This window comes from Psychrobacter sp. H8-1 (assembly GCF_904846575.1).
Lineage (GTDB): Bacteria > Pseudomonadota > Gammaproteobacteria > Pseudomonadales > Moraxellaceae > Psychrobacter > Psychrobacter fulvigenes.
Window position 1 is genome coordinate 2,040,792 of sequence record NZ_CAJHBG010000001.1, and the last position, 22,452, is coordinate 2,063,243.

18 protein-coding genes are annotated in these 22,452 nt (G+C 45.3%); 12 read left to right on the forward strand and 6 right to left on the reverse strand.

The annotated features are described in order from the left end of the window. Window positions 1–119 precede the first annotated feature (119 nt). The 4 genes from mgtE to JMY01_RS08265 all read right to left on the reverse strand — a co-directional run bounded on the left by mgtE (window position 120) and on the right by JMY01_RS08265 (window position 4,019). Window positions 120–1,460, reverse strand: coding sequence for a magnesium transporter (mgtE, locus tag JMY01_RS08250; RefSeq protein WP_201575108.1), 1,341 nt, complete (start codon window positions 1,458–1,460; stop codon window positions 120–122). A gap of 259 nt (window positions 1,461–1,719) precedes the next feature. Beyond that, complete coding sequence (locus JMY01_RS08255) at window positions 1,720–2,520, reverse strand: 3-hydroxybutyrate dehydrogenase (protein ID WP_201575109.1); 801 nt, start codon at window positions 2,518–2,520, stop codon at window positions 1,720–1,722. A 62-nt stretch (window positions 2,521–2,582) separates the two neighbouring features. Further along, a complete protein-coding gene (locus JMY01_RS08260; protein WP_201575110.1) occupies window positions 2,583–3,212 on the reverse strand; it encodes a CoA transferase subunit B in 630 nt (209 codons plus the stop codon). A 93-nt stretch (window positions 3,213–3,305) separates the two neighbouring features. Next, window positions 3,306–4,019: a CoA transferase subunit A gene (locus JMY01_RS08265; protein ID WP_201575111.1), complete on the reverse strand. Its 714-nt coding sequence runs from the start codon at window positions 4,017–4,019 to the stop codon at window positions 3,306–3,308. A gap of 396 nt (window positions 4,020–4,415) precedes the next feature. On the opposite strand from JMY01_RS08265, the gene JMY01_RS08270 reads away from it, so the two are divergent. From JMY01_RS08270 to fabG, 10 genes are all read left to right on the forward strand, one after another. Beyond that, on the forward strand, window positions 4,416–5,831 hold the full coding sequence (locus tag JMY01_RS08270; protein ID WP_201575112.1) for a GntP family permease: 1,416 nt from the start codon (window positions 4,416–4,418) through the stop codon (window positions 5,829–5,831). Window positions 5,832–6,038: 207 nt separating this feature from the next. Beyond that, complete coding sequence (metG, locus tag JMY01_RS08275; RefSeq protein ID WP_201575113.1) at window positions 6,039–8,144, forward strand: methionine--tRNA ligase; 2,106 nt, start codon at window positions 6,039–6,041, stop codon at window positions 8,142–8,144. A 47-nt stretch (window positions 8,145–8,191) separates the two neighbouring features. Next, on the forward strand, window positions 8,192–8,476 hold the full coding sequence (locus JMY01_RS08280; RefSeq protein ID WP_201575114.1) for a hypothetical protein: 285 nt from the start codon (window positions 8,192–8,194) through the stop codon (window positions 8,474–8,476). A 395-nt stretch (window positions 8,477–8,871) separates the two neighbouring features. After that, window positions 8,872–9,918 carry an ABC transporter substrate-binding protein gene (locus JMY01_RS08285; RefSeq protein WP_201575115.1) on the forward strand — a complete coding sequence of 349 codons (1,047 nt, stop codon included), beginning with the start codon at window positions 8,872–8,874 and terminating at the stop codon, window positions 9,916–9,918. Window positions 9,919–9,985: 67 nt separating this feature from the next. Then, a complete protein-coding gene (locus JMY01_RS08290; RefSeq protein WP_201575116.1) occupies window positions 9,986–11,002 on the forward strand; it encodes an ABC transporter substrate-binding protein in 1,017 nt (338 codons plus the stop codon). 385 nt (window positions 11,003–11,387) lie between these two features. Continuing rightward, entirely contained in the window at window positions 11,388–12,299 is a 912-nt protein-coding gene (locus JMY01_RS08295; RefSeq protein WP_201575117.1) for an ABC transporter permease, read from the forward strand. An 83-nt stretch (window positions 12,300–12,382) separates the two neighbouring features. Then, on the forward strand, window positions 12,383–13,477 hold the full coding sequence (locus JMY01_RS08300) for an RNA-guided endonuclease TnpB family protein (protein WP_201575118.1): 1,095 nt from the start codon (window positions 12,383–12,385) through the stop codon (window positions 13,475–13,477). 102 nt (window positions 13,478–13,579) lie between these two features. Further along, a complete protein-coding gene (locus JMY01_RS08305; RefSeq protein ID WP_201575119.1) occupies window positions 13,580–14,374 on the forward strand; it encodes an ABC transporter ATP-binding protein in 795 nt (264 codons plus the stop codon). A 228-nt stretch (window positions 14,375–14,602) separates the two neighbouring features. After that, window positions 14,603–15,940, forward strand: a complete 1,338-nt coding sequence (locus tag JMY01_RS08310) for an acetyl-CoA hydrolase/transferase family protein (RefSeq protein ID WP_201575120.1) — start codon at window positions 14,603–14,605, stop codon at window positions 15,938–15,940. A 148-nt stretch (window positions 15,941–16,088) separates the two neighbouring features. Beyond that, window positions 16,089–16,808: a 3-oxoacyl-ACP reductase FabG gene (fabG, locus tag JMY01_RS08315; protein ID WP_201575121.1), complete on the forward strand. Its 720-nt coding sequence runs from the start codon at window positions 16,089–16,091 to the stop codon at window positions 16,806–16,808. A 138-nt stretch (window positions 16,809–16,946) separates the two neighbouring features. Here the strand turns inward: fabG and JMY01_RS08320 are convergent, their stop codons facing one another. Both JMY01_RS08320 and JMY01_RS08325 read right to left on the reverse strand, forming a co-directional pair. Then, window positions 16,947–17,624 carry a response regulator transcription factor gene (locus JMY01_RS08320; RefSeq protein WP_201575122.1) on the reverse strand — a complete coding sequence of 226 codons (678 nt, stop codon included), beginning with the start codon at window positions 17,622–17,624 and terminating at the stop codon, window positions 16,947–16,949. 22 nt (window positions 17,625–17,646) lie between these two features. Continuing rightward, window positions 17,647–19,764 carry a PhnD/SsuA/transferrin family substrate-binding protein gene (locus JMY01_RS08325; protein ID WP_201575123.1) on the reverse strand — a complete coding sequence of 706 codons (2,118 nt, stop codon included), beginning with the start codon at window positions 19,762–19,764 and terminating at the stop codon, window positions 17,647–17,649. A gap of 200 nt (window positions 19,765–19,964) precedes the next feature. Between JMY01_RS08325 and JMY01_RS08330 the strand changes: the two genes are divergently transcribed. Together JMY01_RS08330 and JMY01_RS08335 are read left to right on the forward strand one after the other, a co-directional pair. Continuing rightward, window positions 19,965–21,347 (forward strand): cytochrome c, encoded by a 1,383-nt coding sequence (locus JMY01_RS08330; protein WP_227677768.1) that lies wholly within the window; start codon window positions 19,965–19,967, stop codon window positions 21,345–21,347. After that, window positions 21,340–22,272 carry a c-type cytochrome gene (locus JMY01_RS08335; RefSeq protein ID WP_201575125.1) on the forward strand — a complete coding sequence of 311 codons (933 nt, stop codon included), beginning with the start codon at window positions 21,340–21,342 and terminating at the stop codon, window positions 22,270–22,272. Before JMY01_RS08330 ends, JMY01_RS08335 begins: the two co-directional genes overlap by 8 nt. Window positions 22,273–22,452 lie beyond the last annotated feature (180 nt).

Here is a 22,452-nt window from a genome sequence, read left to right on the forward strand (position 1 = left end):
GGCAGTGTAGCTGAATTGCAAGTATAAAAAAACCACAACGCCAATAGGCTTAAGCTTTGGACACTGTCTCTACACTGAATTACAGCATATACTCAACGACTACTATTTCTTTGTTTATCTCAGCCGATGCCCAATAATTTCGAAGCAATGAACAGATATATAAGTACGCCTGAGGCATCGCTTATCGAGGTAATCAAAGGCGCACTGGCAGTAGCAGGGTCCAGACCCATTTTACTTAATATAAACGGCAGGCTCATACCGATCACACTACCGATCATCACTATCGATATCATACTAAGAGCCAAGACCAGTGATACAATAGCATCACCGCGCACATAACCAATAATGGAGACAGCAACCGCCATCGTAGCACCAAGCATGAGTGCAACCAACGCTTCTCGACCCAGTAGCGAGAACCAGTCGCGCATCACCACATCCCCTGTCGCCAAGGCGCGTACCATCAAGGTGGCAGACTGAGAGCCCGCGTTACCACCACTATCGACCAACAATGGTAAGAAGAACACTAGTACTAAGTTGGCAGCAATTACGTCCTCAAAGCTTGCAATGCTAAGCCCAGAGAGCAGGTTGCCAAATACTAAAAATACCAGCCAAAACACACGCTTACGATACAGCACTCTGATACTGACGTCTTTTAGACGACCTACCATGGTCGAGACACCACCTGACTTATGAAAGTCATCGGTCGCCTCATCACTAGCCACGTCCATAGCATCATCGTGAGTGACAATACCGACCAAAGCACCATTCGCATCAGTAATCGGTAAGGCGATTAAGTCGTAGCGTGCCACGGTTTTGGCGACGTCCTCTTGATCATCATTAACATCAGAAGAGACGATAGAGCTCACCATGATGTCAGATATTATCTGCTCTGGTGATGCTAAAATAAGCACCCTTAACGATACCACGCCCAATAATTTACGCTCATCATCGATGACATAAGCATGATAAATGGTTTCTGCATCGGGGGCTTCTAATCGTAATGCATCTAATGCTTCGGCGACCGTCATCTGAGGATCCAAAGTCGCATAGTCAGATGTCATCAAGGCGCCAGCGGTGCGCTCCTCATAGGCAGACAGCCTGCGAATATCCTCACGTTTGGCCTGTGCCAGGGCTGGCAAAAGGGCATCACGTTGTTCTTGATTGAGATGCTTATATAAGTCAGTGCGTTCATCAGCAGGCATCTCACCCACTATCCTCGCCAGACTTGCTCGCGGAAACTCATGCGCCATCGCGACCTGAATATCAGGCTCTAAATAAGAAAATATCGTCGAGCGATTGGGTAGCCGCTCCAACAACTGCCGAGCAAGCGTAGATTCAATAAGCGCTAACACATCAGCAACATCAATAGGTCGCAGGTCTTCAACTTGATTGATGGCTTGTTCAAACTGCTGCTGTTCAGCAGCCATGCTCAATGACAATGCTAGGGCTTCATGGTTCATTTTTTACTCCGTGCGACCCAAAACGGTGCAACAAGCGCTAATAAAAAAGAGCCAATATTATTGGCTCAAGTCAATATAAAAGCAGATGCTAATGGATTGGGCTTTTATTAGCAAGTAATGACTGTCAAATCAGCGCCATAGCCAAAGAAACTCTAAGTCGCTACAGTGCTAACCTCACCAGATCTACTGTTTTTACCATCTGCGCACGGTCGTCTTGTATTGATCTTAGAGCTTCCCGACCATATAGCTACGAAGGTCATTAGTTCATAAACCAACCATGACTGGCAACGATAGACTGCCCTGTAAATACGTTGGTTGGGAACGCTGCCAAAAACAATGCTAATTGAGCAATATCGTCGATGGTGGTGAATTCTTTATCCACAGTATTGACTAGCATAATATCGTTAACCACTTCCTCTTCGCTGATGCCTTTTTCTTTGGCTTGCTCAGGGATTTGTTTTTCGACCAGTGGTGTTTTTACAAACCCTGGACACACGACATGCGAGCGTACATTGTGCTCAGCGCCCTCTTTTGCCAATACTCGGCATAGTCCAAGTAAGCCATGCTTAGCAGTGACATAAGGCGATTTATATAATGAAGCTTCATGCGAATGCACTGAGCCCATATAGATGACTGTACCGCCTTTGCCATCTTTATACATGTGCTTGACCGCCGCTTTGGTAGTCAAAAACGCGCCGTCTAAGTGAATGGCAAGCATTTTTTTCCAGTCAGCAAACGCCATCTTGTCAATCGGGTTGATGATTTGAATACCCGCATTTGAAACCAAAATATCAATGCCGCCAAAGGTATCGACCAGCTGTTGTACGCCGTCGTTTACAGCATCCTCTGAGGTGACATCCATCTCGATAGCAAGCGCCTGACCGCCAGCAGCTTTGATAGTGTCCACGGCTTTTTGTGCCGCTTCAAGATTGATATCAGCGATGCCAACTGCTGCTCCTGCTTTTGCGTAAGTCTCAGCGATATCAAGTCCGATGCCACTGGCAGAGCCTGTGACCAATGCTACTTTGCCTGTTAAATCCTGTTGTAATTCGGTCGCCATATTTTATATTCCTTAATTTGGTAGCTTTATAAGATGACTATATGACATTGGGTGACAGCTGCTTACTGAGCAATGCTGACTGGCGTTTTTTCTTGTAGCTCTTCAAAACTGACACCATCTGCCAACTCAACCAGCTTTAAGCCATTGTCAGTGACATCTAATACACCCAGCTCAGTAATAATACGATCGACGACCCCTTTACCCGTGAGTGGCAGCTCACAATTGGCAAGGATTTTTGGATCCCCATGTTTATTGACCTGCTCCATGAGTACAATCACGCGCTGTACGCCTGCGACCAGATCCATCGCGCCGCCCATGCCCTTGACCATTTTCTTGGGAATCATCCAGTTAGCCAAGTCGCCATGCTCTGAGACTTCCATCGCACCCAATATAGCCAGATTGACATGGCCGCCACGAATCATCGCAAATGATTCTGAACTACTAAAATAACTGGCGCCTAGCTCTGCTGTTACGGTTTGCTTGCCCGCATTAATCAAATCAGCATCGACGTTTTCTGCGGTAGGAAACTCGCCAATACCTAACAGACCATTTTCAGACTGTAACCAAACATCCACATCTTCAGGAATATAGTTGGCTACTAAGGTTGGCAGTCCAATGCCTAAGTTTACATAATAGCCATCTTGCAACTCTTTTGCGGCACGCTGTGCCATCTGCTCTCTTGTCCATGCCATGGTAACTTCCTTATTTTTTACGATATTTTATGTTTACAATACTTTATTATCAATAATCTAAACGTTCGATAATTATCGTGATAAACCCTTTATTTAAGCGCCTTCAGCTGCTTTGGTCGTGGTCTTTTCGATACGCTTTTCAGGGCTACTATTTAAGACAATGCGCTGTACAAATATACCTGGCAGATGCACTTCGTCAGGATCAAATGTACCCATCTCTACGATTTCTTCTACTTCGACGATGGTTACTTTCCCAGCCATGGCGCAATCTGGATTGAAGTTACGCGCGGTCTTATTAAACATCAGGTTGCCTGCTTTGTCCGCTTTTTGCGCTTTGATTAACGACACATCAGCGCGCAATGAATGCTCAAGCACATAAGTACGACCATCAAAGTCACGTGTCTCTTTGCCTTCAGCCACCAGTGTACCAACGCCAGTTGCGGTATAAAACGCAGGGATACCCGCGCCGCCCGAACGTAGCTTCTCAGCTAAAGTACCCTGCGGGGTTAGCTCAACTTCTAACTCACCTGCCAAGTATTGACGCTCAAACTCTTTGTTTTCACCCACATAAGACGAGATCATTTTTTTGATTTGACGGGTTTGTAATAGAAGACCCAAACCAAAGTCATCAACGCCGGCGTTATTACTGATACAGGTCAAGTCCTTGACCCCACTATCGCGTAATGCTTCGATTAATGCTTCAGGTATGCCGCACAGACCAAAGCCGCCAATAGCGAGCGTTTGCCCATCACTAACGATACCTTTTAGCGCCTCTTCGGCACTGCTATATACTTTTGATTGACTCATGCTTATCTCCTTGCAAGTCTCATATTTGTTATTCAAGCGTGTGGTTTGTAGGTGCCTGTTGTAGATAGTTACTGCTCTCTTGAGAGCTTGTCCATATCAACTATCATATGTAATCATCATCTTAATAACAATAAGTTTTGTATTGATATTCCATAAATGGGAAACCTGTGCTAACTTAGCACATTATTCTCGTAGCGACTAGAGGATAACATTAAGACACGGACAGCGAGAATCAGTACAGTAGCTCAACAGGCTATTTATCAATTAGCTGTCAGAAATAATAATACAGAGGTAGATTTAATAAAAAAACTTAACAACTCTGTATTCATTTATCTATTGATCACTATTGACTGACACTGCATACTCGCTGACTTAATTTCGCCAAGGAGGGCGCTTATGTTTAGCACACTTGCTATTGTCATTACTTTATTACTATTGATGTTCTTTGCCTATCGCGGTTATTCAGTGTTGATTTTAGCACCGATTATGGCGACCTTAGCTGTATTCCTTTCAGGTGACTTTTTAAGCAGTATCCCCGCCTATACCGATGTATTTATGGGCGCTTTGAGTGGGTTCTTACTGAAATTTTTCCCTATTTTCTTATTAGGCGCACTGTTTGGGCGTTTGATGGCAGACTCTGGTGCGGCAACAGCGATTGCCAATACTGTGGTCGAAAAACTCGGTGCCAGCAAAGCCATTCTAGCGGTTATCTTGGTTTGTGCTATTCTAACTTATGGCGGCGTATCGTTATTTGTCGTAGCATTTGCCATCTATCCAATCGCCAAAGATCTATTCAAAGCCGCAGATATTCCTAAGCGCTTGATTCCAGCAGCGATTGCTCTAGGCTCATTCACCTTTACCATGACAGCATTACCAGGCACGCCAGCCATTCAAAATGCCATTCCGATTCCTTACTATAATACCAACGTTTTTGCCGCGCCTATCTTGGGTATCATCGGTGGTACGATTATGTTTATCGGCGGTTGGTTATGGCTACAGTCACGGGCCAAAAAAGCCAACGCAGCGGGCGAAGGCTATGGTCAGCATGAAGAAGAAGATGTCGGCGGCGTTGGTGCAGCCAAAAAAGAATCTGAAACGCTCAGTACGCATCATACGTCATTTACCGTTGCTATGATTCCACTGGTGCTTGTCATTGGCCTAAACGCTGTCCTGACTTATTTTATCTTTCCGTCAATGGACTTTAGCGCGTTGCAAACTCAGTTCCCTGATCTCAATATCGCAGGCTCACTCGGTTTATGGTCAATTATCATCTCGTTGGTTGTGGCTTGTATCGTTTTAATTGTGCTGCGTATCGGTCACTGGAACAATTTACAAAAAACCATCAACCGTGGTACTTATGATTCTATGTTGCCGATCTTTAACACGGCATCGGAAGTGGGTTATGGTGCGGTGATTGCCTCACTTGCAGGTTTCCTTATCATTCGTGATAGCATCTTGAACCTAAACCCTAACAACCCGCTCATCTCAGAAGCAGTGGCGATGACCACGCTCGCTGGTATTACTGGCTCATCGTCTGGTGGTTTGAGTATCGCTTTATCGACGTTGGGTGACGACTATCTGAGAATGGCGGTCGCCGCTGGTATTGACCCTGAGCTGATGCACCGTGTTGCCGTTATGGCAGCAGGTGGTCTTGATACCCTGCCCCACAGTGGTGCGGTCATCACCTTACTGGCTATTTGTGGTTTGACTCATAAACAGTCTTATCTAAACGTCGCTATGGTGACCATGATTATCCCGTTAATTGCAGTGGTAGCCATCATCACTTTAGGAACATTATTCGGTTCATTCTAAATAGCTTAAAACCGTTAACACTTACTCCAAAAACCCACTGAGTTCAGCGCTTGGTGGGTTTTTTGGTAATCAATATTGAGATAATTGCTAAGCAATATCACAAATTCAGTCAATTTACGGTATCATAGACACATTTTTTAAACTCTATAGAGTTGGGCTTAATAGTTTTGAAGCTCTAACCCTATCTATCAAAATAAAGGTGATTTTGTGCGTGAGATTCTAGTAACCAGTGCGCTGCCATATGCCAATGGCGATATTCATTTGGGGCATCTTGTAGAATATATTCAAACCGACATCTGGGCGCGTGCGATGAAAGCACAAGGCCATCAAGTCACCTATGTCTGCGCGGATGATGCACACGGTACAGCCATCATGCTCAAGGCCGAAGAAAATGGCATCACCCCTGAAGAGCAAATTTCATCGGTCAAAGCAGCACATGAAGCCGATTTTGCCAAATTTTTGATTGAGTTTGATAATTACCACACCACCCATTCAGAAGAAAACAAGCACTTCTCCGAGCTGATCTATCGTAGGCTTAATAGTGCTGGGCATATCTCCACTCATGATGTGAAGCAACTGTTTGATCCTGAGAAACAGCTGTTTTTGGCAGATCGATTTGTCAAAGGCACCTGTCCTGAATGTAATTCGCCAGATCAATACGGTGATAACTGTGAAGTATGCGGTACCACTTATGATGCGACAGATCTCAAAGACCCGCATTCAACCCTGTCTAATGCCACGCCTGTTCTAAAAACTTCTAAGCATTATTTCTTTAATTTGCCCGAATTTGAGCAATTTTTAAAACAGTGGACGCGTAGTGAAAATCGCCTGCAAACATCGGTAGTCAACAAACTACAAGAGTGGTTCGATGCAGGTCTTGCCAGCTGGGATATCTCGCGTGATGCGCCCTACTTTGGCTTTCAGATTCCAGATACCCCAAGCGATGAGCCAGACAAATATTTTTATGTGTGGCTAGATGCACCTGTCGGCTATATGGCGAGCTTCAAAAACCTATGCGACAAACGCATGGGCACCGAAAACGAATTGGACTTTGATCGTTATTGGATGCAGGAAAACGAAAATAAAACCGAGGTCTATCACTTTATTGGTAAAGACATCGTTTACTTCCATGCGTTGTTTTGGCCAGCCATGCTTGCAGGGAGTGAGTTCCGTACGCCAACTGGTGTCTTCGCTCATGGCTTTTTGATGGTTAATGGCGAAAAGATGAGTAAATCACGCGGCACTTTTATCAAGGCCGAAACTTACGCCGAGCATTTGCATCCTGAATACTTACGCTATTACTTTGCCAGCAAGCTCACTGATAAAGTCGAAGATATCAACCTAGATCTAGAAGACTTCATGCAAAAGGTCAACTCTGACTTGGTTGGTAAGGTAGTCAACATTGCCAGTCGCAGTGCCGGCTTTATTGTCAAAAAATATGACGGTGTGCTGTCGGATGTTTGCGTAGAGTCAGAGTTATTAGAAGACATTACCAAAACGGGTGATGAGATTGCCGCTGCTTATGAGAATCGCGAATTCTCCCGTGCGATGCGCTTAATCATGCAGTGTGCAGATAAGGCCAACGAGTATATTGACGAGAAAAAACCCTGGTCGCTTGCCAAGCAAGAAGGCACTGAGCAAGAAGTGCAAGACGTGTGCTCGGTTGCGATTAATATCTTCCGTCAACTGATGGTTTATCTCGCGCCAGTATTACCTGAGCTGACTGCCAATGCCAAAGAATTTTTAAACATTGACGATTTAAGCTTTGCCAGTCGTAATGAGTGGTTACTTGGTCATAAAATCAATAAGTTCAAGCCTTTGATGCAGCGTATCGAAGAAAAAGACGTGACAGCGATGGTTGAAGCCTCAAAAGCGTCATTAGCCCAAGCAGATGCTCCCGTTGCTAATGAATCAGTCGCTAACAACGACAGCAAAACAGCAGCCAAAAGCACGCCACCAGTGACAACAGATGCTGATCAAGCTGACCATATCGGTATCGAGGATTTTGCCAAAGTTGAGATGAAAGTGGCGCACGTCTTAGAATGCAATCATGTCGAAGGCGCGGACAAGCTACTGCAATTTACCTTGGACGTTGGCGAAGACAAGCCGCGCAATGTATTTAGCGGAATTCGTAAATTTTATGAGCCTGAGCAATTGGTTGATAAAAAAGTGATTTGCGTGACCAATCTTGCCCCGCGTAAGATGAAATTCGGTGTCTCAGAAGGCATGGTATTGTCGACTGGTGATCCAAAGACTGGCCTGACGGTAGTCACTTTGCCTGATGCTTGTGTGGTTGGTGATAAGCTCGCTTAAGTGCTTTAATTCGTACCTTAAATCCAAAAACACTATTAGAGCGTCTTATGGTACTGCTGAGATTACTCGCCGATATCCTGATATATTTAGCGCTCGGTCTAGTTGCCTACTGGTACTTTACTGATGATACCACCGCCATATGGATTGCGCTTGGTAGTGGTATTATTAGCGCTTTACTATTTGTGTATACTGCGGAAATCAAACGCTCACGGCGTAACCGTCATTCAGAGCCTTCGAGTATATGGGACTGGTTATATTTTATAGATATATTAGAGATTCCTTTTTATTTGATCGGCTGGCTATTCCGTAGCCTATGGCGTGTTTTTGATTAATCTCTAACTGACTGCTATCTAAATGAATGAATCATAAAAAAAGATGCTCTCGTGGCATCTTTTTTATTGCCCTAAGCTACCAAATTTAGCTCAATAAAACAGCTAATACCGGCATTAATAGCATCCGTGACGAATACGCTTTAATTTTTTATTGCGATAAGTTACATTACTGTCATAATATGATCATAATGATCGACGGAACGATTACTTTATTGTTAGCCTGCTATCTTGGCATCAACATAGCATTGACTCGGCTAACCTGCACTTTCTAATACCATTTTTAAAATCAAACCTTGTCAATTAGACCATTATAAGTACTGCATCAAGTAGACTTAACTAGTCTGGCAACGTCAACGTGATTTTAAGACTGGTATCACTAATGAGTTAAACTAATAATGAATATTGCTTCTACTCTACGTCTTAGCCTATATGGTGCTGCCCTCAGCGCCACACTTGGATTGATCGGCTGCTCAAACTCTACAGACACTGCTGCAACGACTGATGAGACTACAGCCACTGACAAACCTGCCAAAACTTTGGCCATTACTCAAATCGTTGAGCACCCCTCATTGGACGCCATGCGCCGTGGTATCATCGATGAGCTGGCGGACAATGGCTACATAGAGGGTCAAAACCTGACCGTCAACTTTCAGAGTGCACAAGGGAATACCGGTACAGCCGGTCAAATTGCCAAGCAGTTTGCAGGCGACATGCCTGATGCCATCGTTGCCATCTCTACCCCATCAGCACAATCCGTTGTTGCGTCGACCACGACTGTACCCGTTATTTATACCGCCATTTCCGACCCTGTCGCGGCCAAACTCATTGATGAAAACGACGTTCCTATTCAATCTAACGTGACTGGGTTATCCAGCGAGTTACCTATCGAGCCGCAGTTAGACAACATTCTCAAAATTGTACCCAATGCAAAAACCATTGGCTATGTCTATAGCCCAGGTGAGGTCAACTCCGTGGTGGTGCTCAATCAGCTTAAAAAAGCCGCACCAGCGCGTGGTCTTCAGATATTAGACGTGACAGCCAACCGCCCCACTGACGTTGCCATGGCAACACGTAGCCTTGCTGGTCGCGTAGATGTTATTTACACGTCACTAGATAACAACGTAGTATCTGCCTTTGAAGCGATGGCAGGCGCTGCAAATGAGCTAGACATCCCTGTGATTGCTTCAGACGAGTTTAGTGTGCGACGCGGCGCGACTGCGGCCCTTGGTGTCAACGATTATGACTTTGGACGCACCACTGGCAAAATGGTCTATCGAGTGCTAAATGGTGAAGCTGTCACAGATATCTCACCACAAATAATGAATACATTAACTTTATATGCAAGCCCTAAGCACGCAGCTGAACAAGGCACGACTTTGACCACAGAGCTACTTAATAATGCCATTAATGTTGATACTGATACCCAAACTGCCAGCAAATAATCAGCAGTGATTTAAAAAACATTTAATTTTTGTATGGAAACACTATCTACCTTTAGGAGTAAGACTCATGTTGTACCAAAATCGTTTTGCCAAGGCTCTGTTATGGGGCGGCGTTTGTACCGCTATCTTGACTGGTTGCAACCAATCAGCACAAGAGACCACTGATGCTGCATCTGGTGACACAGCTACTGATGTGAAGACCGTTGCTATTACTGCCATTGTTGAACATCCAGCGCTTGACGATGTGCGCAAAGGTGTCATCGATGAGCTAAATGAAGCAGGTTTTACAGACGGTGAAAACTTAACGATTAACTTCCAAAGTGCACAGGGTAACACCGCTACAGCAGGACAGATTGCCAAGCAGTTTGTGGCGGACTCTCCAGATGTGATCGTCGCTATCGCCACGCCTTCAGCTCAGTCTGTTGCCGCCGCAACCAGTAGCATTCCATTGGTGTTTTCAGCGGTTACTGATCCAGTAGCAGCCAAATTGGTACCTAAGCTTGACGGCTCTGGCACTAACGTTACAGGTGCATCCGATGCCCTACCGTATGAGCCACAAATCGAGCTTATGCGCCAGATTATTCCAGATCTAAAAAACGTCGGTTATGTTTATAGCCCAGGTGAAGTAAACTCAACCATCGTCTTAAAAGCATTGAAAGAAAACCTAGCGCCACTCGGTATCGATGTACATGAGGCACCAGCTCAGCGTAGTAATGACATCGCTATGGCAGCACGTAGTCTAGAAGGTAAGGTCGATATGATCTATACCTCAACGGATAACAACGTCGTATCAGCCTATGAGTCACTGTTCCAAATCGCTAAAGAAAGTAAGATTCCCCTCATTGCCTCTGACACCAGCTCAGTTGCTCGCGGTGCTGTTGCCGCATTAGGAGTCGACTATTACGTGCTTGGTCGCGAAACAGGGAAAATCGTCGTACGTATCCTGAATGGTGAAAATGCAGGTGAGATACCTGTTTATACACCGCAGAATCTTGATTTGTATGTCAGTCCAAAAAATGCTGAGGCAGAAGGCATCACCTTGCCACAAGCAGTTATCGATAGAGCAAAAGAAGTGGTAGAATAACGACTGGTTATACTGGGGGTATTGATAGCGTATCGGTCATAGATATGCTATTAATGAAACCTTCAAAGTAAAAGATGTTTTGTTGTAATAAACCTTAAAGTGTCGTCTACCTTAGCTTTATATTGCTGTTTATGCAGCACGGACTCAGCATAGACAAGACCCAGCTACTAATCAGATAGGCTGGGCTTGTTTTTTAAAAGCTTTAAAATACAAAAGCTTATGATGACTTATTACTGTGATATGTTTTGGTTTACCCTAACTGCAGATTTTTTAATCTGTTAAATTCACCGCTCAGTCGTTTAATAGGTAGATGATACTGGTCTATGCCACTCACCCATCTGCCCTAATATTTATTAAACGCTTGGTTATGACTTACTGATCTCTTATGTCTTTAATTGCTTTTTTTGGTGCGCTTGAAAGTGGTCTGATTTATGGCCTTGTGGCTCTAGGCGTCCTCATCTCATTTCGTACGCTCGATTTTCCTGACTTGACAGCCGACGGTAGCTTTCCATTAGGTGGCGCGGTCGCTGGTATCTCTATCATAGCGGGTATCAACCCTTGGCTTGCTTGTCTCTTTGGCATGTTGGCAGGTTCGGTGGCAGGTATCGTGACAGCATGGCTACATGTCAAGCTTGGTATCTTACAGCTACTGGCCAGTATTTTAGTCATGGTAGCTTTATATTCTGTCAACCTACGCATCATGGGGGCGCCAAACTTACCTTTGTTGGGTGAGACCACTGTGTTTAGTACCTTGGTTAATGACGGTAACGGCTTTTGGATGCGTTGTCTCATCATTGGTGTGGTGGTGATACTGGCGAAGTTATTCTTAGATTGGTTTTATAGTACTGAATCTGGTCTATCTATGCGCGCCACTGGTTCTAACCTGCGCATGGCTCAGGCGCAAGGCATCAACACCTCATGGATGACGGTCATTGGTATGGCAATCTCTAACGGTCTGATTGCTTTAGCAGGGGCGCTGTTTGTACAGACTCAAGGTGGGGCAGATATCTCTATCGGTATCGGTACCATTGTCATTGGTTTGGCAGCAGTTATCATTGGTGAAACCATCATTCCCGCCAAGCGTATTTGGCTGATTACTTTTGCCGTTATACTTGGCGCGGTACTTTATAAGCTATTTATTCAGGTCGCCCTATCAAGTGATACGCTGCGTAGTATTGGCTTTGGTCCGCAGGATTTGAACTTGATTACAGCGCTACTTGTGGTAGTCGCATTGGTATTGCCAAAAGCCAAGACCAAGTTTTTATCAAAAAAGCGCCGTAAATCCACGTCCTTCTAGGGCGTGGATTTACGGCGTCAGCCTTTGTTGTTTAATCCTGAATACCCCTTGTCAACCAACCGCGCTGAGATCATAATCATACCATGAAAACACTCAAGCTACGCATCAAAGACAAACATGCTACCCAATTAAACACATTGGCGGGATCGGTCAATTTTGTGTGGAACTATGTGAATGACTTGAGCTTTAAACACCTTCAACGTACAGGACATTTCTTTTCAGCTTACGACATCGCAGCTTATGTGAAAGGCAGTGGCGAGCTTCTAAACCTGCACAGTCAAACTTTGCAAGCCATCACCGAAACCCATGCCAAAAGTCGCAAACAGTTCAACAAAGCCAAGCTCAACTGGCGCACCAACAACCCTAAAGCCAAGCGCAAGAGTTTGGGCTGGATACCCTTTAAAAAGACCGCTATTAAATATCTCGGTGTTAAAAAAGTGGGTAAGAAAAGTCTTAAATCCACCATTCAATTTAGTCTTGCTAAAGGTCAAAAACTGACGATTGATGTATGGGACAGCTATAACCTTGCCCTCTATAGTATTAATACCTGTGAGCTGGTACAGGACAATCGTGGTCTTTGGTATGCCTGTGTCACCGTTAAGGAATTTCCAAACAACAAGTGTGGTAGTGGTAAAGTCGGCATTGATTTGGGCTGTAAAGAATCAGCCATTAGCAGCCAAGGCGATAAACTCACCATCAAGCAAACGCAAAAATGGGCTAAAAAGCTCGCTATTGCCCAAAGAGCAAATAATAAAAAGCGGGTTAAGGCTGTTCATGCCAAAATCAAAAACACCCGCCAAGACCTGATCCATAAATTCACATCGAAACTAAGCAAAGATAACAACGTGATTGTCGTTGGCAAACTTCAATCACACTCATTCACTCGGGGCAACCTTGCCAAGTCTGTCTATGACGCAGGTTGGTTTGAAATAAAACGACAACTGACCTACAAATGCAAGCATGCAGGTTGCCATTATATTGAGGTGAATGAAAGCTACACCACCCAAACCTGTTCGCGTTGCGGCTCACGCCAAAACAGTCCGAAAGGTAGGACAGAGCTTGGAATAAGAGAATGGTGGTGTGAGTGCGGTGTCACTCATGACCGCGATATCAATGCGGCAAAAAACATTCTCGCGCTCGGGCTTGAGCGTCTAGCGGTAGGAATCCCCTCCGTTTAAGGAGGGGAGGAAGTCAACTCGTAAAGTTCGTGCATAATATCGAGCCACAAAAACAGTGATAAAAACTTGCGACGCTTGAAGAGACAATAAGGAATAACGATTATGATGCAAGCCAATGATTTGCGCCTGACCTTTAACCCAGGTACGCCCATCGAAAACCCTGCACTGCGTGGTATTGATTTAAACATTGCTGACGGTGAGTTTGTTACCGTCATTGGTACCAATGGCGCAGGGAAATCGACGTTTTTGAATGCGGTAAGCGGTACGACCCGTGTCGATAGTGGCTCAATATTGCTCAATGGCATCGATGTCACCAAAAAAACTGCCCACCAACGTGCCCATTGGGTCGCACGTGTGTTCCAAGATCCGATGGCTGGTACTTGCGAGGCATTAACCATTGAAGAGAATATGGCGCTTGCGTATAAGCGCGGTGGCAAGCGTAGCTTGAAGTTTGCACTCAATTCAAACAACCGTGAGCTGTTTCGAGAGAGATTATCAGTCCTTAAGCTGGGTTTGGAACATCGTTTATCCGACCGCATGGGTCTATTGTCTGGTGGGCAACGCCAAGCAGTGAGCTTGTTAATGGCGTCATTGCAACCCTCTAAGATTTTGCTGCTCGATGAGCATACTGCCGCACTTGATCCAAAAACCGCTGCTTTCGTTTTAGAGCTGACCGATAAGATCGTCACTGACAATCAGCTGACGACCATGATGGTCACTCACTCTATGCAACAAGCACTGGCGCATGGCACGCGTACCGTGATGCTGCATCAAGGACAGGTGGTACTCGATGTGGCAGGTGATGATCGTAAAGGCATGACCGTACACGACCTGCTCGATATGTTTGAGCAGACACGGGGTGAAAAGGTTGAAGATGACAGTTTAATTTTGAGTTAGGTTAGCTATTTACTTTTTAAATTAAAGCCCATTCCTGTATTTAAGAATGGGCTTTTTAGTTTTTCAAAAAACGTGTTGGGTTACGCCGCTATTATAGTCAAGGAATTTTAAAATCGCTACAAGGCGACCGACCGCAGATAGTACACTGAGTACATCTAGGGCGGGTAACACCGTAGCGGTTTAAAAGTACTCCGACTATATTAACCCGATTTACGATTAGGAACACACATGAGTATCGATCAAACCATCAGCAATGAAGCCGCCATTAATAATAAAACCATCAGCGTCACTGAGGCGCTAAAGCTGGTAAAAAACGATCAACATATCGTCACGGGTTTAGCGGCAGCTGAAGCTAAGCTGTTCATGGAAAACCTACATACCATAGCCAATGACGTCGAAAATGTGACTGTTACCAATTGCTTATCGCTCTATCAAAATGCTTTCTTGGATAAACAGCACAAAAAATCATTCAATATTGATAGTCTCTTCTTCTCACCGCCCATGCGCAAAGCGCATAGGCATGGCAATGCTGAATTTGTACCGAACAATTTGCATTTAGCAGGCAGCGATAGACTTAAACATATCACCCCTGATATTTATATCGGTGCTGCAACGCCGCCAGACAAGCACGGCTTTGTATCCTTGTCCTTGTCTAATACTTACGAAAAGCAAATGATTGAAAAAGCCAAGCTGGTCATTTTGGAGATTAACCACAATTATCCTAGAACTTTTGGGGATGTCGAGGTGCATATCGATGACATTGATTATTTGATTGAAGCGGATTACGATGCGCCTGTGCTGCCTGATATTGAGCCCAATGAGAAAGACCTAAAAATCGGCGCACTTATCGCCGGGCAGATTCAAGATGGTGATACTATTCAGCTTGGCATTGGCGGTATCCCAAATGCAGTTGCCGCCTGCTTACAAGATAAAAAGAATCTGGGTGTGCATACAGAAATGATGACTTCGGGCATGCTAGATTTAATCGAGCAAGGCGTTATCAACGGCAAGAAAAAGTCTCTGCATCCTGGCAAGGTGGTGTTTTCATTTGCGCTTGGCAATCAGAGGCTTTATGAATACTTGGACAACAACCCCTCAGTAATGGTGCTCAAAGGCTCTTACGTCATCGATCCTTATGTCATTAGCCAAAATGACAACATGGTCTCGATTAATACCACCATAGAAGTGGATTTGACTGGGCAAGTTTGCTCTGAGTCTATTGGTCATGTGCAATTTAGCGGCTCAGGTGGTCAAACCGATACGGCTTTGGGTGCGCAGATGGCAAAAAACGGCAGAAGTATTATCGCTTTGTATTCAACGGCTATGGTCAAAAATGAGCAAGGCGAACGTGTGGAAGTCTCAAAAATCGTCACCACTCTCAAACGCGGCGCAATTGTCACCTTATCGCGTAATAGTATCGATATGATAGCGACTGAATATGGCATCGTCCGCTTGCAAGGCACCAATATAAAAGAGCGCATAGAGCGTCTCATATCTATCGCGCATCCAAAGTTTCGAGAGGCGCTGCGTCAGGAAGCAATGGATTTTGGCATACTGATAGAGTAACCGCTGTTTATAAACCTTTGTCATTGAGTGATGGGCATATACTTTCATCTATCCCCTCGCCTGCAACTTAGTATAGACTATCGTAAGCTGTGGACTTGGCTGGTTGAGACCAGTCTATAATCTAAAAACACTCAAAAAGGAGTAATAAATGCGACTAAAAAATAAAATTGCGGTTATCACAGGTGCCAGCCAAGGTATTGGTAAGCAAACCGCGCAAACCTTTTTGAGAGAAGGGGCAACGGTTATAAATTTGGATATTGGTGATGCAAAGTGGCAGCAAGAAAACCTGAGCTTCAAATCAGCCGATGTGACCGATAGAGAGCGTCTAAGAACAGTGGTCGATGAGATTGCAGAGACCTTTGGGCGTATCGATATCTTAGTTAATAACGCTGGGGTCACTAAAGACGCACTGCTGCATAAAATGACTGAAGAGATGTGGGATAGAGTCATCGATGTCAATTTAAAAGGGACTTTCAACGTGACTCAGCTGATAGGTCCTATGATGATGGCGCAAGGGTCAGGCTCTATTGTGAATATCAGCTCAATAGTCGGTGAAGATGGCAATATTGGTCAAACCAACTATGCGGCGACAAAAGCGGGCGTCATTGCCATGGCAAAGACGTGGGCAAAAGAGTTTTCGAGAAAAGGCGCAGCGGTACGGGTCAATGTGGTTGCTCCAGGTTTTGCCAATACGGACTTAATGAAAACTATACCTTATAAGGTTTTAAATCCGATTCGTGAGAAAACCATGCTTGGTCGCTTAGCGGAGCCGCAAGAGATAGCAAACGGTGTGTTATTCTTGGCAAGCGATGAAGCTTCCTTTATAACAGGCCAAGTTTTGAGTATTAATGGTGGGCTGCGGTTTTAATAAGTGGTAACCTAAACTTATAAAATGACGTAGAGTATGCTGAGCTGCACCGATAAAAAGTATATTTCATGACAGTATATTTTATAACATTGGTGCAGCTTGGCACATGCTACAAACATTACTACTTATTTATCAACTCTACTCAGCAAGCAACACCAGTTTCTGAATCAACTCACTGACATGCTGTGCTTGCATTTTTTTCATCACTTGCGAGCGATGCACCTCCACTGTCCGCACTGATACGTCTAAATGGTCAGCAATGACTTTATTAATATTGCCTTGCATCAGCTCATCTGCTACCTGCTTTTCTTTGTCCGTCAGCTCTGAATAAAGTTTGCGAATCTCATAGAGTTTTGCGCGTTTGATGGTGAGCGCTTGAGCGTTTGTAATCGCCTCTTGTAAGCGGCGGCTGTTAATGGGCTTTTCTAGATAGTCTGCTGCGCCTTGTTTGAGCATATTTACCGCATCAGGGATTTCACCATTGCCCGTTAATGCAATCAGTGCCATCGGGCTGTCATTGTCATTGAGATGAGCCTGCAGCTCCTGACCGCTCATCGCTGGCATCATCAAGTCGCTGACCACCACCGCTGGGCTATGAATATCTACTTGCTGCAAGAACTCTACTGCACTTGCCCACGCCTCAGTTGGTAATCCCAAACTGCTGATCAAAAAATCACACGAGGTGCGGACGCTTTCCTCATCATCAATGATATGGATCACTAACGATTCAGGCCTAACATCGGACAGACCATTCGATAAGTTATCAGTATCTACTAGAGTGCTTATCTGATCGCTTGGCATTTGCTTAGAAGTCATACACTACCCACTATCTTGTTGGCTATATTTGTGAGGTCTTAATAGGGTCTTTATCCGCTACGTGTACCGGCAGATAAAAAGACACTTGCGCACCAATAGCGTTTGCTAGTGGATAAGAAGCCTCTGTACGCATAAGCTGAACTTTACCATTGATGCTACGCTTGTGACGCTGCTGATAATACGCATCTAAAGCTTTTATATCATTAAGTTCGGTCTGCACATAGACATTGCTAAGCTGCATGATACCGCCGAGTGATTTACAGAGCCGCTGACAGATCATCAGCCCCAAGCCAAGCCCCTCTTCTTTCGTCGAGCGGATATCATACTGACTCTGCGTTTGATTCACTGCCAACCGCTCTTCATCAAATCCGCCTGCGTCATCCGTGAGATGCAACACCAGCCAACGACCTGTCTTATTTTCTGTCATCTGACAGCGCAGCATAATATGGGCAGCGCCTTGCTGTTGGCTATTTAACATAGTATTAATCAATAACTGATCGAGCACCAAGTTTGGCAGTCGTAGCTGCTGATAGTCACTAGCATACCAAAAGCTAAGCGCGTTTGCCTTGTCGCCGAGTAGTAGCACGCACTGCTGATAAGTGGCTGCTATATCGACACTGACTTCATCAGGTTGCGACCTGCCCGCCCAGCGCCGAATATTACTGATTACCGCTGCGACGCGTTCGGTCTCACTGACTATTTGCTGTAGCGCGGTCTCCGTGGTTTGTTTTTCTACCGCATTCTTCTTTACATCTTCTATGTCAGCTCGTGCTTTTTGACTGCGAATCAATAATCCTTGCGCATAGTTCTGTATCGTCGACAGTGGCTGATTAATTTCATGCGCTATTGAGCCACTCATTTCACCAATCACCGCAAAGTGCTCCGATTGTCGCAGTCTATTATCATAGTCACGAATCAGACGGTTTTGCATCATTATTTGCTGCCGCCGACGCCATGCCAGCCAGCTCATCCAGCCATAGTTGATGGTCGATATGACAATAATAAAAGCCAGTACACCCACCCACAGTCGATGCGCATATATCCAATCGACCATATGAGTGGTTAAGGTTTTTTGTGCAGGATGACGATTCATTTCGTACAAAATGCGCTCGGCATCACTACTCGATTCAGGCGGTAACCAGCGCAGTCCAATCGTCGAGTCACTTGAGCTACTTGATTCATTAACCTGACTAACTGCTGATTGTCCCAATTCATTTTGCTGTATTTGAGAGACAAATAAATGCTGATTGATCTCACGCACCAGTGCCGCAGGTGCTTGCTCTGTCGCTGCGAGCGTCCAATTTGGATAAATCTTGGTTGATGACTGGCAGTTTGAAGTCGTCTCTACTTTATGGATAAGACGATATTTACTTTTATCAATTTTGCCTTGCTGTGCCATCTCCTCCATCAAACAAAGCGGCGCTATAGCGGCATCCACTGCTCCGCTCGCCAGCGTGCTCAAAGTGCGCTCGATGGGATAACCGACAAACTGCGTTTGATAACGACTGGGCGGCACGCCGTTATTTTGCAATAAATGCGCGATGAGTAAATAGCCACCAAATGCATCAGCATCCACAGCCACGACTTTACGCTGTTCTAAATCCTGTAGATGATAAATATTACTGTCGGCCTTGACCCATAGCGCACTTGCAACCTGTTCAATCGCACTTGGCTCATGCGACTGCTTGAGCTCATTAAGTTTGTTCAACTCATTTGCCAATACAACGGTGGCAGAAAACGGCTGTTGCGTTTTTTCAGTTCTAAAAGCTTTGGAGCCAGGATCGATAGAGGTGCTCAGTGGAGATGTGGCTGCACCCGTCTGCAAGGTCGCAAGCCAGCGCCAACCGATGGTATCCATCCTAATAAACTGTACTTGTGGCCCTAGTACTAGCGCAAACTGCTGCGCTTCAATTTGCTGTTGCCAGTTTTCGAGTCCCAACGGCACCAGTACCAAAGTGTCATCGGACAACTTAGTGTTCATCTCGCTCAGCCAAGGCTGCCAGCGCTCTTGAGCAGCACGCTCCCCTTGAGGAGCCAGCACACCTAAATAGTAGGTTTGCGCCTGCGAGACTGATGCACCACTAAGCATCACAATCACGAGCGCAAAAATAGAAGCCTGTAAGAATAGACGTCTAAGCATTATTGATATTTCTACTATTTAAAACGCTAAGTTGGCACATCTCATCAAAACCTTATAATTAATGTGGTTTTCCACAATACCTTAATGTTACTCTCTACCCTATACTATATAGTAAGAATGTATCCTTTGATTAGCCAAGCTGTAGATAAGCATCATCTAATACCAAGTTTGGCAAATATTTTATTATGGAGGGCGGGCTTATGAAAAAGTGGCCACTGATTATTATAATGGCAGCCGCTATCGGGCTGGCAATAGCTTTTATCATTGGGTTGTTGTTGCCCAATATGCGCACTACTACCAGCGACATTGAGGTTAACATTACTGACCCCGCCTTGATCAAAAAAGGCGAATATGTCGCGCGAACCTCTGACTGTGTGGCTTGTCATACCACTTTGGGCGGTGAAACTTATGCTGGCGGTCTGCCAATGCTGACGCCACTTGGTGCGATTTACTCTACCAACATCACGCCAGATAAAGAAACCGGTATCGGCAACTATAGCTTTGATGACTTCAAAAACGCCGTCAAACATGGCGTAGCCCCTGGTAATAGAGCACTATACCCTGCTATGCCATATCCATCTTACCAAATCATGCCAGATGAAGACATGGCAGCCATGTACGCCTACTTCATGACTGATGTGAAGCCCGTCAATCAGGCAAACTTGAAGAGCGAGCTGCCACCAGTGACCAACTGGCGCTGGCCTTTGGCCTACTGGCAAGCCCTGTTTGCACCTGAACGTGAGTTTGTTGCAGAGACAGACGATGCTGTACTGGCTCGTGGTCAGTACTTGATTGAAGGTCCAGGTCATTGCGGCTCCTGTCATACTGAGCGCGGTATCGGCTACCAAGAAGTGACGCTGACCAACGCAGGCTCAGATGAATACTTAAGCGGCGCGGTCATCGATGGCTGGCGTGCCAAAAGCCTACGCGGCGAACATCGTGGTCTAGGCACTTGGAAAGTAGAAGAGTTGGTGGATTTCTTCAAAACTGGGCGTACAGATAAAGTTGCCGCATTTGGCGCGATGGCTGAAGTGGTTGAGCACAGCACCCAATACATGACTGACGATGACCTGTATGCGATGTCAGCGTATCTAAAGACCCTTAGCCCTGCACCGAATAAAGAAGTGACACTACCTGCAAAAGAAGACGTGACCACGCAAAAGCTCCTCGATGGTGATTATGACAGTCGCGGTGCTATTTTATATGCAGAGTACTGCCAAGTTTGTCACCGTGCAGACGGTAAGGGTGTACCACGTATTTTCCCAGCATTAGAGGACAACAGTGCTGTCTATGCCAGAAACGCAGACTCAGTATTACAAATCACGCTGAGTGGTGGACGGATGCCAAAAACACCGCATGACCGTATGGCATTTACGATGCCTGAGTTCAGCCATTTAAGTGATTCTGATATCGCTGAAGTCGTGAACTATGTGCGTAACAGCTGGACCAACCAAGCACCCATGATCAATACCACAGATGTGGTCAAGATGCGTGCATTCTTAGATGCAAAACCTACGACGGCTACCGATTTGCCCATGGATCTGACGGTGCCTGCAGAGACACAAGGAGCGGGTAATGAATAATTTTACGAACCTCACTCATAAACTTAAAAGCCCAGTATTGGTACTGGGTGTGGCAGCTCTCCTCGCCTCTGGTCTGACAGCTTGTGGCAACCCAGAGCCAGCTGAGCGTGCTGCTCCCGAGTTCGTAGTGACCACTGCTGATGATGCTAACGAAGATATTGGTAAGTATGTACTGCCACAAGATACAGAAATATTGAACGAGCCCAATGCGGATGAGATTTTTTATGGCAAGCGTCTATTAAACGAGACCAAGCGCTTGTTGCCAGAGCACGTTGGCGCTGAGATGAACTGTAACAGCTGCCACATCTCGCAAGGCAAAATTCCACTTGGCGACCCGTACATCAACAGCTTTAACACTTACCCTCGCGTGATGCCGCGCTCAGAGTCTATGGTTGATTTAGAAGCGCGGATTAATGGCTGTTTTAGACGTTCTATGAATGGTGTACCCCTTGATCGTGAAGGGCCAGAGATGAAAGCCATGATTGCATACATGGAATGGCTCAGCCAAAAAATTCCTGAAAGCCAACGCGTCGATATCCAAAACGCGGGTGATGTAGACACCTCTTTAGTGGCAGATACAGATCGCGGTGAGAAGATTTATTTTGCTCAGTGTGCTAGCTGTCACGGCGACAACGGTGAAGGCAAGAGAGACAACCTTGGTCACATTGTTTTCCCGCCACTCTGGGGTGATGAATCCTTTAACATTGGGGCTGGTATGGCACGTACTTATAAAGCGGCAGCTTTTGTTAAGTACAACATGCCCATGAGTGTTCAAACTAAGGGTTTATGGGGTCATGGTGGCATCTTATCCGATCAAGATGCTGTAGACGTCGCTGAGTTCTTTGCGCACAAACCTCGCCCTGACTTCGCTGGCAAAGTAAATGACTGGCCAAGTGGTAAGAAACCGAAAGATGCGCGTTACTGATTTTAATTAAGCAATAGTAGCCCATGCTTTTTATCGCTCAATAAGCGCTTAGTTAATAGGTACACAGTTAACCAGCACTCAATGAACAAATACATGACCAACCTTCAAGAAAATGCACTTTTCTTGAAGGTTTTTTTGTTATCTATGGTTAATTATCTACAAACTTCGCGCTGGGTCTTA